This is a genomic window from Stenotrophomonas sp. TWI700, assembly GCF_039673645.1.
In the GTDB taxonomy this organism is placed as follows: Bacteria; Pseudomonadota; Gammaproteobacteria; order Xanthomonadales; family Xanthomonadaceae; genus Stenotrophomonas; species Stenotrophomonas maltophilia_AA.
The window spans coordinates 1-14,815 of record NZ_JBDJMB010000029.1 but is presented as its reverse complement, the minus strand read 5'-3'; the positions used below and the strand labels follow the sequence as shown (position 1 = coordinate 14,815).

At 67.0% G+C, this 14,815-nt stretch carries 16 protein-coding genes; 4 read left to right on the top strand and 12 right to left on the bottom strand.

The features are described 5' to 3' along the window. Positions 1-242 precede the first annotated feature (242 nt). From flgL to ABE473_RS16115, 12 genes are all read right to left on the bottom strand, one after another. Complete coding sequence (flgL, locus tag ABE473_RS16170; protein WP_346490204.1) at positions 243-1,445, bottom strand: flagellar hook-associated protein FlgL; 1,203 nt, start codon at positions 1,443-1,445, stop codon at positions 243-245. Then, on the bottom strand, positions 1,442-3,322 hold the full coding sequence (gene flgK / locus ABE473_RS16165) for a flagellar hook-associated protein FlgK (protein WP_346490203.1): 1,881 nt from the start codon (positions 3,320-3,322) through the stop codon (positions 1,442-1,444). The genes flgL and flgK overlap by 4 nt, the downstream gene beginning before the upstream one ends. 8 nt (positions 3,323-3,330) lie before the next feature. Then, positions 3,331-4,545, bottom strand: a complete 1,215-nt coding sequence (flgJ, locus tag ABE473_RS16160) for a flagellar assembly peptidoglycan hydrolase FlgJ (protein WP_346490202.1) — start codon at positions 4,543-4,545, stop codon at positions 3,331-3,333. A gap of 1 nt (position 4,546) precedes the next feature. Further along, the gene (locus ABE473_RS16155; RefSeq protein ID WP_346479159.1) at positions 4,547-5,665 is read right to left on the bottom strand and encodes a flagellar basal body P-ring protein FlgI; all 1,119 of its coding nucleotides are present in this window, start codon (positions 5,663-5,665) and stop codon (positions 4,547-4,549) included. Between the two features lie 43 nt (positions 5,666-5,708). Next, complete coding sequence (gene flgH, locus ABE473_RS16150) at positions 5,709-6,401, bottom strand: flagellar basal body L-ring protein FlgH (protein WP_346490201.1); 693 nt, start codon at positions 6,399-6,401, stop codon at positions 5,709-5,711. 22 nt (positions 6,402-6,423) lie between these two features. Continuing rightward, positions 6,424-7,209, bottom strand: coding sequence for a flagellar basal-body rod protein FlgG (gene flgG, locus ABE473_RS16145; protein WP_102788470.1), 786 nt, complete (start codon positions 7,207-7,209; stop codon positions 6,424-6,426). Between the two features lie 104 nt (positions 7,210-7,313). Next, positions 7,314-8,069 (bottom strand): flagellar basal body rod protein FlgF, encoded by a 756-nt coding sequence (locus ABE473_RS16140; RefSeq protein WP_176989015.1) that lies wholly within the window; start codon positions 8,067-8,069, stop codon positions 7,314-7,316. A 32-nt stretch (positions 8,070-8,101) separates the two neighbouring features. After that, a complete protein-coding gene (flgE, locus tag ABE473_RS16135; RefSeq protein WP_346490200.1) occupies positions 8,102-9,325 on the bottom strand; it encodes a flagellar hook protein FlgE in 1,224 nt (407 codons plus the stop codon). 31 nt (positions 9,326-9,356) lie between these two features. Continuing rightward, entirely contained in the window at positions 9,357-10,043 is a 687-nt protein-coding gene (locus tag ABE473_RS16130) for a flagellar hook capping FlgD N-terminal domain-containing protein (protein ID WP_176989013.1), read from the bottom strand. A 26-nt stretch (positions 10,044-10,069) separates the two neighbouring features. Further along, positions 10,070-10,477, bottom strand: coding sequence for a flagellar basal body rod protein FlgC (gene flgC / locus ABE473_RS16125; RefSeq protein WP_088435081.1), 408 nt, complete (start codon positions 10,475-10,477; stop codon positions 10,070-10,072). 3 nt (positions 10,478-10,480) lie between these two features. Beyond that, on the bottom strand, positions 10,481-10,876 hold the full coding sequence (gene flgB / locus ABE473_RS16120; protein WP_176989011.1) for a flagellar basal body rod protein FlgB: 396 nt from the start codon (positions 10,874-10,876) through the stop codon (positions 10,481-10,483). 79 nt (positions 10,877-10,955) lie between these two features. Then, positions 10,956-11,900: a chemotaxis protein gene (locus ABE473_RS16115; RefSeq protein ID WP_176989010.1), complete on the bottom strand. Its 945-nt coding sequence runs from the start codon at positions 11,898-11,900 to the stop codon at positions 10,956-10,958. 105 nt (positions 11,901-12,005) lie between these two features. On the opposite strand from ABE473_RS16115, the gene flgA reads away from it, so the two are divergent. The 4 genes from flgA (at position 12,006) to ABE473_RS16095 (ending at position 14,709) form a co-directional block, all read left to right on the top strand. Further along, positions 12,006-12,653: a flagellar basal body P-ring formation chaperone FlgA gene (flgA, locus tag ABE473_RS16110; RefSeq protein WP_176989009.1), complete on the top strand. Its 648-nt coding sequence runs from the start codon at positions 12,006-12,008 to the stop codon at positions 12,651-12,653. A 109-nt stretch (positions 12,654-12,762) separates the two neighbouring features. Next, positions 12,763-13,065: a flagellar biosynthesis anti-sigma factor FlgM gene (gene flgM, locus ABE473_RS16105; RefSeq protein WP_319209369.1), complete on the top strand. Its 303-nt coding sequence runs from the start codon at positions 12,763-12,765 to the stop codon at positions 13,063-13,065. 2 nt (positions 13,066-13,067) lie between these two features. Continuing rightward, a complete protein-coding gene (locus ABE473_RS16100; RefSeq protein ID WP_172407607.1) occupies positions 13,068-13,400 on the top strand; it encodes a flagellar protein FlgN in 333 nt (110 codons plus the stop codon). Between the two features lie 85 nt (positions 13,401-13,485). After that, positions 13,486-14,709, top strand: coding sequence for an ATP-binding protein (locus tag ABE473_RS16095; RefSeq protein ID WP_179458974.1), 1,224 nt, complete (start codon positions 13,486-13,488; stop codon positions 14,707-14,709). Positions 14,710-14,815: the final 106 nt, after the last annotated feature.

The window sequence follows — 14,815 nt, the reverse complement described above, 5'->3', positions numbered from 1 at the left end:
GTCGTCTCCCTTAATGGAATCCCGGTGGTGAATGGAACGAAGCGCCGCCGTTTTTTTGTTTTTGGCTGTGTGCTTCGCTGTTGCCAAATCAATAACGGCGCTTTGTCAACAACCTTTAGGCAGAGATTCAAGCGGATTTGCGGGGGAGGCGGAGGCGGGCCGATTTCACGCCCCAGAACGCAAAAAGGCCGCGATGCTCAAAGCATCGCGGCCTTCAGGCCAACCCGGGTTGTAGGGGGGGGTCAGCGGATCATGTTGAACAGCGACATCGACTGCATCTGCGAGAACAGGGTCTGGGCCGCCTGCAGGGCGGTCTTCTCCAGCTGGTACTGGCTCAGTGCGTCCGCGTAGTCCAGGTCGCGCATCTGCGAGAGCGTGGTCTTGAGCGTGACCACGTTCGATTCGCGCATGTCGGACGCGTTGTCCAGCGCCTTGAGCTGGGCACCGCCGGCGGCGCGTGAGTCGATCATGCGCTCGGAGGCACGGGCCACGTCGCGCAGGCCGCTCTGCAGCAGGTTCTGCTGGGCCGCCTGCTGGGCGGGGGTGCCGGTGTCCATCTTGAGTGCGCCGATCAGTGAATCCAGCGTGCCGAAGATGTCGCGGCTGGCGGCCGGGCTGACCTCGAAGGTGTCACCCGCCGCCGGCGCACCGTCGATATGCAGGCGCACGCCGTTGACCACCACGTCGTCGCCGGCTTTCAGGGTGCCGCTGGACACCACGTTGCCGCCGGCATCGAGCAGGTCGTAGGCATCGGCGGCGGTGAAGCGCACGCTGAAACCTTCGCCGTTCCAGCTGCCATCGCTGTCGCGGGTGACGTTGGTCAGCACGCCCTTGCCGGTATTGCCGACGCCCGCCTTGCCGTCCACATGCCCGTCGCCGGTGACGATGCGCATGAAAATCTCGCTGCCGGGCAGGGCATCCTGCACGTACGTGTCCGGACCGACTTCGACCTGGCGCTGGTTCTGGTCGCCGTTGTAGACGACGCGACCATCGACCTGGCTGAACGGCGGGCTGCCATCATCCGTACCACCGAACAGATAGCGGCCGGTGCCGTCGGTACTGTTGGCCACCGCGAGCAGATTGCCGCGGATCGCCTCGATTTCCGTGACCAGCGACTGCTTGTCGGCCGCGGCCAGCCCGGGGTTGTTGGCGTAGATGGTCAGCTCGGTGATGCGGCCCATCATGTCGCCGACCTGGGCCAGCGCGTTTTCCTGCAGGCCCAGCCGGTTCTGCACGTTGCCGGCGTTGAGCTGCATGCGGTCCAGCGAGGCCAGGGTACGGTCCAGCCCCACTGCGCTGCCGGCCGAGACCGGATCGTCCTTGGCCGACACGATCTTGCTGCCGGTGGCGATCTGGCGCTCGAGGTGGCTCATCTTCGCCTGCGAGGCGAGCATCAGGGACACCGACTGATTGAACATCATCCCGGTGGAAATGCGGTTGTTCATCGCGAGACGGCTCCGAGGATGGTCTGGAACATGTTGTCGGCCGTGGAGATCAGCTGCGAGGCGGCCTGGTAGGCCTGCTGCAGGCGGAGCATGTCCGAGGCCTCTTCATCCAGGTTCACGCCGGAGATCGAGTCGCGTGCGGCCTGGGCCTGGTCGGTGATCACCTGCTGTGCCTGCAGGGAATACTCGGCGGACCGGGCGGCCGCGCCGACCTGGGTGGTCAGGCCGCCCAGCGCGCCACTGAGTGTGACCGTGCCGTCATTGAAGGTCTTGGCCTGCTCGACCTTGGCCAGCAGCAGGGCGTTGCTGTTGTCCGAGGAGCCGGCCGGGGTCGGCCCGATGTTGAACGTGTCGCCCAGCTTGGGCGCGCCATCCAGGACGAAGCTCCAGCCGTTCGCGGTGATGGTCTGGCCGGCGGTGTAGGTGTGCGGGCCGACGCCGTCGATGGTGTATTCGGTGGCACTGGTGAACACGATCGCCGCCGGATTGCGCAGCGCGGCGTTGTCGGGGTCGGTCACCTTGACGCCGGTCAGCTTGCCGCTGCCGGTGTTGGCCATCGCGGCGGTGCCCTTGATCGGTGCGGCGGCGGCGATGCGGGAGGTGTCGGTGATCGCCACTTCCATGCCGCCGGCCACGCCTGCGGTGGGCTGCAGCAGGAATCGATCATCCTTGGCCGGGGTGCCGCTCATGACCAGCGAGACGCCGTTGAGGACCAGCGGGTCGGCCGCGGTGCCGCTGCCGGTCATCGGAATGCTGGCGCCGGTGTCGGCGCGGGTGGCCTGCCACTGGATGCCATCGAACTTCATCACGATGTTCTGGCCGTCCAGCTTGGACAGATCACCGAAGCTGGCGCTCATGCTGGCCGTGCCGGTGTTGGCGCTGTTGGCGGTGATGCGCGGGTTCCCGATGGTGAAGAAGTCACCGCCCATGTTGCCGTACAGATCCGCGCCCTGGCGGTGGACATCATTGAAGCTGCTGGCCATGCCGATCGCCAGCTTGCCCAGCTCGGCCTGGGCCGGGGTCAGCACCGTGTCGCGGAACTCCAGCAGGCCGCCGATCTGGCCGCCGAGCGTCTTGCCCTCGATGGTGATCTTCTGGCCCTGGCTTTCCAGCGCCAGCTGCAGCCGTTCGGGCTGGTAGGGGTCGGTCACGGTGGTGACCTTGGAGGCCGTGGTGCCAACCACCAGCGCCTGGCCACCGGCGGTGTAGACGTTCATCAGCCCGCCGTCCTGCATCACCGCGGTGCCGCCGGTGTAGCCGACGAGATTGGCGATCAGCTGGTCGCGGCGGTCGAGCAGGTCCGGTGCGGCGGTCGCGGCATTGCCGCCGATCGCGCCGTTGAGCTGGGCGATTTCCTGGGCCAGCCGGTTGATCTCGGTGGCACCGGCGATCAGGCCGTTGTTGACCTCACCGTTGAGGTTGTTGAGCTGGGTATTGAGCTGCTGGAAGCGGTTGGCCAGGGTCTTGCCGCTGTCCAGCATGTTCTGCCGGTCGGCGCTGCCGGAGGCATTGGAGGAGAGCCCGCTGACCGAATCGAAGAAGTTCGACCAGACCCCGGTGACGTTGGTGGCTTTGTCCGAGAACATCGCATCGACACGGTCGGCCATGGTGGAGAGCTGCTTCAGGCGCGCCAGTTCACCGCTGCCATCGAGCAGCCGCGAGATCGCCAGCTGATCGGCGACGCGGCGGACATCGGTGATGCGGGTGCCATTGCCCACGTCGCCGTACCCGTAGTTCTGCGGGTCGGCCGTGGCGAAGTCCACCTTCTGCCGGCTGTAGCCCGGCGTTTTGATGTTGGCGACGTTATGGCTGGTGGTCGCCAGCGCCCGCTGGAAGGCGAGCAGGGCGCTGGTGCCGGTGGAGAGTACGCTGGACATGGATTACCTCAACGACGGATGACACCCAGCCCGGTCGGGCTGGCGGTGCTGGCAAAAGTGCGGCCCAGGCGCTGGCCGGCGTCGCTCACCGCGGCGACGGCGCGCTCGATGGTCGGGCCGCCGGCGATCGCGGCGATCTTGGCTGCGTAGGTCGGGTCGGTGGCATAGCCGGCGCGCTGCAGCCCTTGGGCGAAGCTGCGCACGTCGCTGCCGGCCTGCAGCGCGTTCTGGTAGCGCGGGCTGGTTTTCAGCAGGCGCACGTAGTCGGCGAAGCTCTCACCCACCGAGTTGTAGGCGCGGAAGCTCGCGGTTTCGTTGCGGCGCACGCCGTTGACGTACTCATGCGTGCCACTGGTGGCGCGCTCGCCCTGCCAGCCATTGGCCTTGATCCCGAACAGGTTGTGCGAACTGTCGCCACCACTGCGGCGGACCAGCTTGCGGCCCCAGCCGGTTTCCAGTGCGGCCTGGGCGACCAGCGCCTTGGCATCCACGCCCAGTTCGCGCGCGGCCTGCTGGGCGTGTCCCCAGATGCTGGCGACGAAGCCGGCCGGGGTATGCGGACCGAGTTCGGCGGCCGCGGTGGAGGCGGCCAGGTTGTCGACCGCACTGGGACCGGCCGCCGCGGGGCGGTTGACGCCGCTCCAGCGGTCATCGGCCATCGCCCAGTCGGTCGCGGCCGGATCGGTCTCCGTGACTGCCGCGTACGGATCATTGCGGCCGATGGCCTCATGCATCTGGCTGCTTTCCCGGCCGGCAATCAGGTCCAGCGCGCGTTCCATCGGCTGCAGCACGGCGGAAGGCTCACCGCCACCCAGCTGCTGCAGCAGGTCGACCTCGCGCGGCATCGACGGTGCGGCGCTGGCCGGCAGCGGCATGGCCGCGGCCGGTGCATTGAGGCGGTAGGCGCGCAGCGCGGCGGCCGGGTTGAGCGTGGTGTTGACCGGCTTGGCCGCGTCGCCTTCGGCGCCGCCCAACTGGCGCGCGATCATGCTCGACAGGCCGAGGCCACGGCCGCGGGTCATCGCGTCGGCGATCTTCTGGTCGTACATCTCGCGGAACATGGTGTTTTCGCCGGGGAACAGCGAATCGCCGAAGCTCGCCTCGCGCATGCTCTTGATCAGCATCTGCGCGAACTGGCCCTCCAGCTGGCGGGCGACCTTGTCGACCTTGGCCGGGCTGTTGGGCTGGGCGGGATTGAGTTCCAGGGCCGGTTGGATGCGCATATCAGATCACCTCGAGTTCGGCGCTGAGCGCGCCGGCCTGCTTGAGGGCTTCCAGGATGGCGATCAGATCGCCCGGTGCGGCGCCCACGGCATTCACCGCGTGCACGATTTCATCCAGGGTGGTGCCGCCGTTGAACTTGAACATGCGGCTGCCATCGTTGGTCGCGGTGATGGTCGACTGTGGCGTGACCGCCGTCTGGCCACCGCTGAACGCACCCGGCTGGCTGACGTTGAGGTTCTCGTTGATGGTCACCGTCAGCGAGCCGTGCGAGATCGCGGCCGCGCCGACGCGCACCTGCGAACCGATGACCACGGTGCCGGTCCGCGAGTTGACCACCACCTTGGCCGGCGCGCTGCCGGGCGTGAGCTCCAGGTTTTCGATACGGGCCAGCAGACCGATGCGGGCGCCCGGATCGGATGGCGACTGCACCGACACGGTGACGCCATCGATGGCGCGCGCAGCACCGTCGCCAAAGGCATTGTTCAACGCCGCCACCATCCGCGAGACCGTGGTGAAGTCGTTCTTGTGCAGGTTCAGGGTGATGTCGCCGCCGCCGCTGAACACATCCGGCAGGGCGCGCTCCACGGTGGCGCCGTTGGGAATGCGGCCGACGCTGGGCACGTTGACCGAGACTCGCGAGCCATCCTTGCCCTGCACGCCGAAGCCGCCGACGATCAGGTTGCCTTGTGCGATGGCATAGACCTGCCCGTCGGCACCGCGCAGCGGCGCCATCAGCAGCGAGCCACCGCGCAGCGAGACCGCGTTGCCCACCGAGGAGACGGTGATGTCGATCGGCTGGCCCGGTTTGGCGAAGGGCGGCAGTTCGGCGTGGATGGCCACGGCCGCCACGTTCTTCAGCTGTGGATTGACGTTGGCCGGCACATTGACGCCCAGTTCGCCGAGCAGGTTCTTCAGGCTCTGCACGGTGAAGGGCGCCTGGCTGGTGCGGTCGCCGCTGCCATCCAGGCCGACCACCAGGCCGTACCCGACCAGCGCGTTGCCGCGCACGCCGCCGACCTGGGCGAGATCCTTGATGCGCTCGGCGGAAGCAGGCGCAGCCAGCGCGAACACGGCCAGCAGCGCCAGCACCGCCCGCGTCGTGTTGTAGCGCGACACCATGCGTCGCTGCCCGAACAGGGAGAGGAAGAAAGTCATGTCAGGCTCAGTACGGCGACAACGCCGAGTTGAAGAAGCGGCTCAACCAGCCCATCGCATTGGATTGGGCGATCGCGCCGCGGCCGCCGTAGACGATGCGGGCATCGGCAACACGGCTGGAGGGAATGGTGTTGTCCGGGAAGATGTCCGCCGCACGCACGATGCCCTGCACCTGCACCAGCTCATCGCCACGGTTCAGGCGCAGGTTCTTGGCGCCCTGCACGACGAGGTTGCCGTTGGGCAGGCGCTGGATCACGGTGACGGTCACGCTGCCCTGCAGGCGGTTGCTCTGCGCGCTGGTGCCCTTGCCGGTGAAATCGCGCGAACCGGCGGCGCTGGCGCTGAGGATGTCCTTGCCGCCCAGCGTCACCGGTGCACCGAAGATCGTCGGCGTGCCGATGCTCAGCTCCGACTCTTTCGAGGTGGAGGTGTTGGCGGTGGTCTGCGCGGTGGTGTTCTCGGTCAGGGTGATCGTGAGCAGGTCACCGACATCGCGTGCGCGACGGTCCGAGTACAGCTGCAGGCCCGGGCCGGCGGCGTAGATCGCGCCGGCCGTGGCCTGGGCCGACGGCGGCATGACCGGTTCGACCGGGGCCATGGCCGGGTAGGGACGCACATCGCCGGCGATCACGCAGCCACTCAAGGTGGCGACGATTGCGGCGGCGGCGAGCAGGCGGAGGGTAGGGGCAAGACGCGACATGGCAGGTTCCCGGGTCGACCGATCAGACGTTCTGGTTGAGATAGCCGAGCATCGCGTCGGTGGTGGAGATCGCCTTGGCGTTCATTTCGTAGGCGCGCTGGGTTTCGATCATCGAGACCAGCTCTTCCACCACGTTGACGTTGCTGCCTTCCAGCGCGCCCTGCACCACGGTGCCCAGGCCGTTGAGGCCGGGATTGCCGTTCTGCGCGGGGCCGGAGGCGGTGGTTTCCAGGAACAGGTTTTCACCACGGGCCTGCAGGCCGGCCGGATTGACGAAGTCGGTCAGGGTCAACGCGCCGATTTCCACCGAGGCGGCGTCATCGGCCATCTTCACGCTGATGGTGCCGTCGGTGCCGATGGTGAGCGACTGGGCGCCTTCGGGAATCTGGATGCCCGGCTGCACCGGGTAGCCGCTGTTGGTGACCAGCTCGCCATCCTGGTTGCGCTGGAACGAGCCATCGCGCGTGTACGCCGAGGAACCGTCCGGCATCTGTACTTCAAAGAAGCCGCGGCCATTGACCATCACATCCAGCGCGCGGCCGGTCTGCTGCTGGCTGCCCTGCTCGAAATTCTTGGAGGTGGCCACCACGCGCACACCGGTACCCAGCTGCAGGCCCGAGGGAAGCTGGGTCTGCGCCGACGAGGCACCGCCCGGCTGACGGACCTGCTGGTACAGCAGGTCTTCGAAGCTGGCACGGTCCTGCTTGAAACCGGTGGTGTTGGTGTTGGCGAGGTTGTTGGAAACCACCGACATGCGCGTCTGCTGCGCATCCAGTCCGGTCTTGGCGATCCACAATGCCTGGTTCATGGCGTCATTCCTGTGTTGTAGCGGATGGCCGCGTGGTGCGGCCCTTGCGAAGGGCAATGCATGGCGCGTGCCACAACTGCGCCGGGATTACGTCACCGGGGCGATCAGCTGCCGAGGCGCAGCAGACTGTTGGCGCTGCGGGCGTTGTCGTCGCCGTGCTTGATCACCTTCACCTGCATTTCGTACTGGCGCTGCAGCTGGATCATCTGCACCAGCGCACCGGCCGCATCGACGTTGCTGCCTTCCAGCTGGCCGCTTTCCAGCGACTTGCCCTGGGCCTGCACGAACGCCTGCTGCGGGTCGGTGTTGCGCATCAGCCCGTCCAGGCCGCGCTCCAGCCGCGCATCCTCGGCCTGCACCACGCGGATGCGGCCGATGTTGGCCATCGTCTGCGGGCCTTCGCCCAGCGGAATGATCGAGATCGTGCCGTCGTTGCCGATGTCCATCGCCTGGTGCGGCGGGATCGCGATCGGGTTGCTGTTCTCATCCAGGACCGGATGGCCGCCGGCGGTCACCAGCTGGCCATTGGGCGTGATCGAGAGGGCCGCACCGCGGGTATACGCCTCGCCGCCATTGGCGCCGGGCGCCTGCACGGCCAGCCAGTTGCCGGCCTGCAGGGACAGATCCAGCGGGTTGCCGGTGATCTGCTGGGCGCCCATGCGCCGGTTGAAGCCGGCGTCCACGTGCAGGGCATCCACGCGCGAGGCGTAGCCGGTCCCCTTGATCGGGAAGGCCTCGGTATTGGCGAGCGCCTCCTTGAAGCCGGGGGTGTCGGTGTTGGCCAGGTTGTGCGACAGCGTGCCCTGCGCCTGCAGGGACGCACGTGCACCGGTCATCGCGACGTAGAGTGCCTTGTCCATCGGTGTTTTCCCGTGTTGCGGTCAGTGGCTCATCAACGCAGGTTGATGATGGTCTGGGTGATCTGGTCCTGCGTGGAGACCATCTGCGAGTTGGCCTGGAAGTTGCGCTGGGCGGTGATCATGTTGACCAGCTGCTCGGTCAGGTCGACCGTCGAGGCTTCCAGCGAACCGGCCTGGATCTTGCCCAGGTTGGAGCTGTCCGGCGAACCGGTGCGCGGCGTGCCGGAGGCGAAGCTCTCGGTCCACAGGTTGTTGCCCTTGGCTTCCAGGCCCTGCGCGTTGTTGAAGGTGGTCAGCGCGACCTGGCCCAGCGGCTTGTCGTCGCCGTTGGAGTAGCGCGCGTAGACGATGCCTTCTTCGGAGACGGTGATCTCGTTGAGCTTGCCCGCCGCGTAGCCGTCCTGCTGGGTGTTGCGCAGCGCGAACTTCTCCCCGTACTGGGTCGAGCCACTCAGGTTCAGCGACATCGACAGCACGCCGGCGCCGGTGGTCGGGGTGAACGGATCCATCACGATCTGGCCGTTCGCCGGGCTGGTCAGTGCGCCGCCGTCGGAGAACTGCAGCGTGGTCGGGGTGCCGGCCGCCTTGCCGTCCACATAGTTGTAGACCTGCCACTCGTTCGGGTTGCCGGTCTTCACGAAGTACGAGGTCTGGGTGTGGCTCACGCCCAGCGAGTCATACACGGTGATGCCGCCGGTTGAGTGGTTGTAGCTGTTGGAATCGGTCGGGTCGAAGTTCTGGACCGTCGGTTCCTTGGCGTTGGCCGGCAGGGTGAAGCTGACATCGACCTTGCCGGTCTGCTTGGGCGGGCTGTCGGTGGTCAGCAGCTGCAGGTCGGTCAGGCGGCCGGCATCGAAGTTGGTGCCGTCGGCGTTGGGCGCGAACACCTGCAGGCGCGCACCCTGCGGGTTGGTCACATAACCGGCCTGGTCGGTCTGGAAGTTGCCGGCACGCGAGTACACGCGCGCACCGTTCATGTTCAGGGTGAAGAAGCCCTCACCGGAAATGGCCATGTCCAGGCTGCGTCCGGTCTGTTCGTTGTTGCCCTGCGAGAACTGCTGGGCGACGTTGGTCAGGCGCACGCCCGAGCCGACCGCATTCTTGGAGAGGCCGTAGCTGGTGGCCGAGAACAGATCGGCGAACTCGGCGCGCGACTGCTTGAAGCCGGTGGTGTTGACGTTGGCGATGTTGTTCGCGGTGACGTTCAGATCGGCATTGGCTGCGTTGATGCCGGACAACGAGACGTTGAAGCCCATGGGATGCTCCTGTGGATGCGGGTGGGGCGGCTCAGCTGATGCGGAGCACGTAGTCGATCGGGGCCGTGCCCAGACCCTTGAGGTTGAGGTACAGGCCGTCCGTGCCGACCGTGACGCTCTCCACCGGGGCCTGCACGTAGGTGTTGAGCTTGGTCTTGGTGCCGGCGGTATCAGTGTGCGAGGCGGCGATGGTGTAGGTGCCTTCGGCCATGCGGTTGCCGTTGGCATCCTTGCCGTCCCAGTCGAAGGTGACTTCGCCGGAGGCCTTGGCTTCCACGCTGATCTGGTTGACCTTGACGCCGTTGGCGTCGGTGATGTCCACCGTCACGAAGCCGGCGCCGGGCGCGGCGACCATGCCGGTGACATCGCCTTCCTTCTCCAGCGCGAGCTTCTCCGACGGCACCAGCACTTCGTGGCCGACCAGGGCCGCGCCGCGCAGGATCTGGTCGCTGGACATCGAATCCTGGAAGCCCTTGACCGTGTTGTTGAGGTCGGTGATGCCCTGGACCTGCGACAGCTGCGCCATCTGCGCGACCATCTGGGTGTTGTCCATCGGCTTGAGCGGATCCTGGTGGCGCAGCTGCTCGGTCATCAGGCGCATGAAATCGGCCTGGTCCAGGGTGCTCTTCTTCTTGCTGGTATCGCTGTTGGGTGCGTTCAGGCCCAGCGCGGTGTAGATGTCGCTGCTGTTCTGGCCAACGCCGTTGGTGCTGCTCATGGGAGTGGATTCCTGCGGTAAGAGGGTCAGCGACCCATGGTCAGCGTGGCCAGCGCCAGTTCCTTGGCGGTGGTCAGCATTTCCACGCCCGCCTGGTAATTGCGCGAGGTCGAGATCAGGTTGACCATCTGCGCGACCGGGTCCACGTCGGGCTGGTAGATGTAGCCGTCGGCATCGGCCAGCGGGTGGCCGGGCTCGTAGCGCTGGATCGGCGCGGCATTGCTCTGGCTGATTTCCTTGACCTGCACCGTGGTGATGTTCGGGTCGGTGCGGCTGGTCACCGACTGGAAGATCGGCTCCAGCGGCTTGTAGACGGCATCGGCCGAGCCGGCGACGGTGTCGGCGTTGGAAAGGTTGGAGGCGATGGTGCTCATGCGCACGGACTGCGCCTGCAGCGCGGAGCCGGCGATATCGAAGATGGGCAGGTTGCTCATGGCTTATTGCCCCGTGATCGCGGTGAGCATGGAGCGCACCTTGGATTCGACGAAGCTCAGCGAAGCGCGGTATTCCAGCGCGGCGCGGCCGTAGGCGGCACGTTCGGCATCCGGGTCGACGGTGTTGCCGTCGATGCTCGGCTGCACGCCGTCCTTGGCGATCTGGAACGGGTTCAACCCGCCGCCGATCTCATAGTGCTTCTCGCTGGTGGTCTTCATCAGACCATTGGCATCCAGTCCCTGGGCATTGCGCAGGGCGGCATCGAAGTCCAGGTCCTGGGCCTTGTACCCGGGGGTGTCGGCGTTGCTCAGGTTGCTGGCGATCAGCTTCATCCGCTGCTCGCGCAACGGCATGGCCTGGGCATGGACACCCAGATAGTTCGAAATCAGATTGGGCATGACGCACTCCCACGGGACGATGCCTGGGGCAGTGCAAGCGGCGTGCCAGATGGGCGGCGGGCCGGTCCGCGGCGGCGTGTTACGCCGCCATCGCCACCTTGCGCAGGCGGTCCAGCAGGAAGTCCGCCAGCTCATGCGGGGAGTACTTGGCCACGAAGGCGTTCGCACCGACCCGCTCGACCATCGCGTTGTTGAACACGCCCGACAGGGAGGTGTGCAGCAGCACGTACAGGCCGGCCAGGCCCGGGTGACGCCGGATTTCCGTCGTCAGGGTGTAGCCGTCCATCGCCGGCATCTCGATATCGGAGATCACCATGGCGTAGCGCTCGGCGGGGTTTTCGCCCGACGCGTGGATCTGCAGCAGGTGGTCCAGCGCCTGCTTGCCGTCCGAGAGCAGGGTCGCCCCGACCCCCAGCTGGTCGAGCACGCTGCGGATCTGCTGGCGGGCCACGCGCGAGTCGTCCACCACCAGCACCTGCATCGGCGGAGCATCGGCGGGCAGGGCCATCGAGGGGTCCAGCACCGCCTCGCCGCGGATCTCGGCGATGTCGGCCAGCACGCTTTCCACGTCGATCACCTGGATCAGTTCGCCCTGGAAGCGGGTGACCGCGGTCAGGTAGCTCGATTCAGCGCCCAGCTCCGGCGGCGGATGGATGTCCTCCACCGCGATGTTGACGATGCGTTCCACACCGCTGACCAGGAAACCCTGGATCGAGCGGTTGAACTCGGTCACCACCAGGTAGCCCGGCGCCTTGTCGGCATCGGGCTCACGCTCGGGGTGGCCGATCGCCAGGCCCAGGTCCAGCACCGGCACCGAACGGCCACGTACATCGGCCACACCGGCGAACTGGCTGGGCAGCCCGGGGACCTGGAACAGGCCCGGACGGCGCAGGACTTCCTGCACCTTGAAGACATTCACGCCAAAAAGCTGACGTCCACCCAGCCGGAACAGCAGCAGGGCCAGACGATTGTGGCCGGCCAGTCGCGTACGCTGGTCGATGCGGTTGAGCAGGTCATGGGACATGGGCTTGGTATCGGCGGCGGTGGCGATGACTTGAGCGCGGCGTGCACGACGGCTCGGCATAGGGCTTGCATCGTGCTGCGCATGTTCCTTGCCCTTGGAGTGCCCATGCGTTCTCTTGTCTTTGCCGCGCTGCTGCTGGCGGCACCCGCCTGGGCCGCCGGTGCCTGGCAGCCGGTGGACAGCATCCGCCAGGCGGCGCTGGGCACCTTGCCGGCCGGCAGTGAAGGCGACACCACGCTGGACTCGGCCCTGCGCCTGCCCGCCTGTGGCCAGCCGCTGGCAGCCCAGCCGACCGGCACCAGTACCGTGGAGGTCAGCTGCCCCGATGCGGGCGGCTGGCGCCTGTTCGTGCCGGTAAAGGTGCGCCGCAACCAGACCGTGCTCATTCTCAACCGGGGCGTCGCCGCTGGAGAAACCCTGTCGGCGGCCGATATCACGACAGGCCAGCGTGATGCGGCCCGGATCGCCGGTGCTGCGTTGGCCGATCCGGCCGCCGCCGTCGGCCGCGTGGCACGCAGGACCCTCAGCGCCGGCAGTCTGCTCTCGGCCAATGACCTGGTCGCGCAGCGGCTGGTGCGCCGGGGCGACAGTGTCGCGCTGGTGTCGCGGCGGGGCGGGGTGGAGGTCCGGGTTGCCGGCCGCGCCATGGCCGATGCCGGCGAGAACGAGCGGGTCTCGGTCGAGAACCTTTCCTCGCGCAAGATCGTGCAGGGCACCGTCGCGGCCAGTGGTGACGTTTTAGTGACGCGCTGAACACTATTGTGAATACGGGCCACATTTCCCGTAAAACCTGCAATATTCCCCTAAAGATGGCGCCCGACCGGCCGTTATCCCTTGTGAACCGCATTCCCAGGACAACTCCATGAGCCAGAAAATCGACGGCAACCTGCAGGCCACCGCCCATCTGCGCAGCGTCGCTCCGGGCACCAAGCCGAGCGTCAGCACCGATGCACCGGCCCGCCCGGTGGAAGCCGCTGACAGCCTGCGCCTGACCGGCGAAGCCACCAGCCTGCAGGCGATGCAGCGCGAACTGTCCACCGCCCCGGCGATCGACGCGGCCCGTGTCCAGGCTGTGCGCGATTCGCTGCAGAACGGCACCTACAAGATCAACCCCGACGCGATCGCGTCGCGCATGCTTGAGCTGGACCAGCAGCTGCAGGGATGACGCTGGCGATGAGCGAGCCGCTGCAGCGCCTCAGCGATGCCCTGGACGTCGAACGCCAGGCATTGGTCGAGCATGATGTGCAGGCCCTGATCCGCGCGACGGGCGCCAAGCTGGAGGCCCTGCGGGCCCTCGAGGCGGCCCTGCCGCTCGGCCAGGCCGAGCGCGTGCAGGAGCTGGCCGAGCGCAACCGCGCCAACGGCGTGCTGCTGTCCCGGCGCCGCCGCGAGGTCAACTGGGCGCTGCGCCAGCTCGGCCGCAGCGAAGATGCGGCGGCGTACGATGCCAAAGGCCAGTCGCATACGCTCAACACCCGGCGGCCGCTCGCGGTCGCCTGATCTCCCCCGTCTGGCGGCCCCGGGCTGCCGATGTGAACGTCACCGCGTATATTGAGCGCCTGTTTCCTGCTGCCTCGATGTGACCGTGACCGTAACTTCCGCCCTTGTCACCGCGCCGCTGCCCCCGCATCCGGTCCTGCTTGCCCTGTTTGAACGGATCAAGGAGGGCGTGCTGCTGTTCCGCGAGGATGGCAGCGTGGCCCTGGCCAACGCCGCGGTCAGCGAAATCCTCGGCCAGGACGAACGCGACGCCGAGCTGACCCCGGCGCAATGGCTGCGCCAACTGCTGCCGCCCGACGCGCTGGAACAGGCGCGCCTCAACGGCCACTGGAACGGCAGCCTGCCGGTCGGCGAGCGGATGGTCATCGCGCATGTCTACCATCACGACGATGGCGGCCAGCGGCATTATCTGGCGCTGTTCCGGCGCATCGAAGGCCAGGAAGACTACGAGCGCGAGCTGCAGCAGCGCCATGCCGAGCTTCGCCAGGCCTACCTGCGCCTCAACGGCACCCAGGAAAAGCTGCTGCAGTCAGAGAAGATGGCCTCGATCGGCCAGCTCGCCGCGGGCGTGGCGCACGAGATCAACAACCCGATCGGTTACGTGCACTCCAACCTGGGCAGCCTGCAGGAGTACCTGCGCAGCCTGTTCACCGTGATCGAAGCCTACGAGCGGGCCCTGCGTGCGCCGGACCCGAAGGCGCTGATCCCGGAGATCGACGACATCCGCCAACGCTTCGACATCGACTTCATCAGTCGCGATCTGCCGCAGCTGATGGCCGAATCGCGCGAGGGCATCGAGCGGGTGACGCGCATCGTTCGCGACCTGAAGGACTTCTCGTACTCCGGCCGCGATGAGTCGTGGAAGCTGGTCGACCTGCATGCGGGCCTGGAATCCACGATCAACATCATCTGGAACGAGCTCAAGTACAAGGTGACCCTGCACCGCGAGTTCGGCCAGTTGCCACTGGTGGAGTGCCTGCCGTCCGAGTTGAACCAGGTCTACATGAACCTGCTGCTCAACGCCGGCCACGCCATCGCCGATCGCGGCACGATCAACGTGCGCACCGGGGTGGACGGCGACACGGTCTGGGTGGAGTTCGAGGACACCGGCGGCGGCATCTCGCCGGACCTGCGCCAGCGCATCTTCGATCCGTTCTTCACCACCAAGCCGGTCGGCAGCGGCACCGGGCTGGGCCTGTCGATCTCCTACAGCATCATCAACAAGCACCACGGCCGCATCGACCTGGACAGCACGCCGGGCGTGGGTTCACGGTTCCGGCTGGTGCTGCCGATCAAGCAGCCGCGCTGATCGGACACGGGTAGTGCCGGCCGCTGGCCGGCCCCTCGCAACGATCAGACATGGGTAGTGCCGGCCGCTGGCCGGCTCCTCGCACGCATCGGAGATCCCCTGGAGC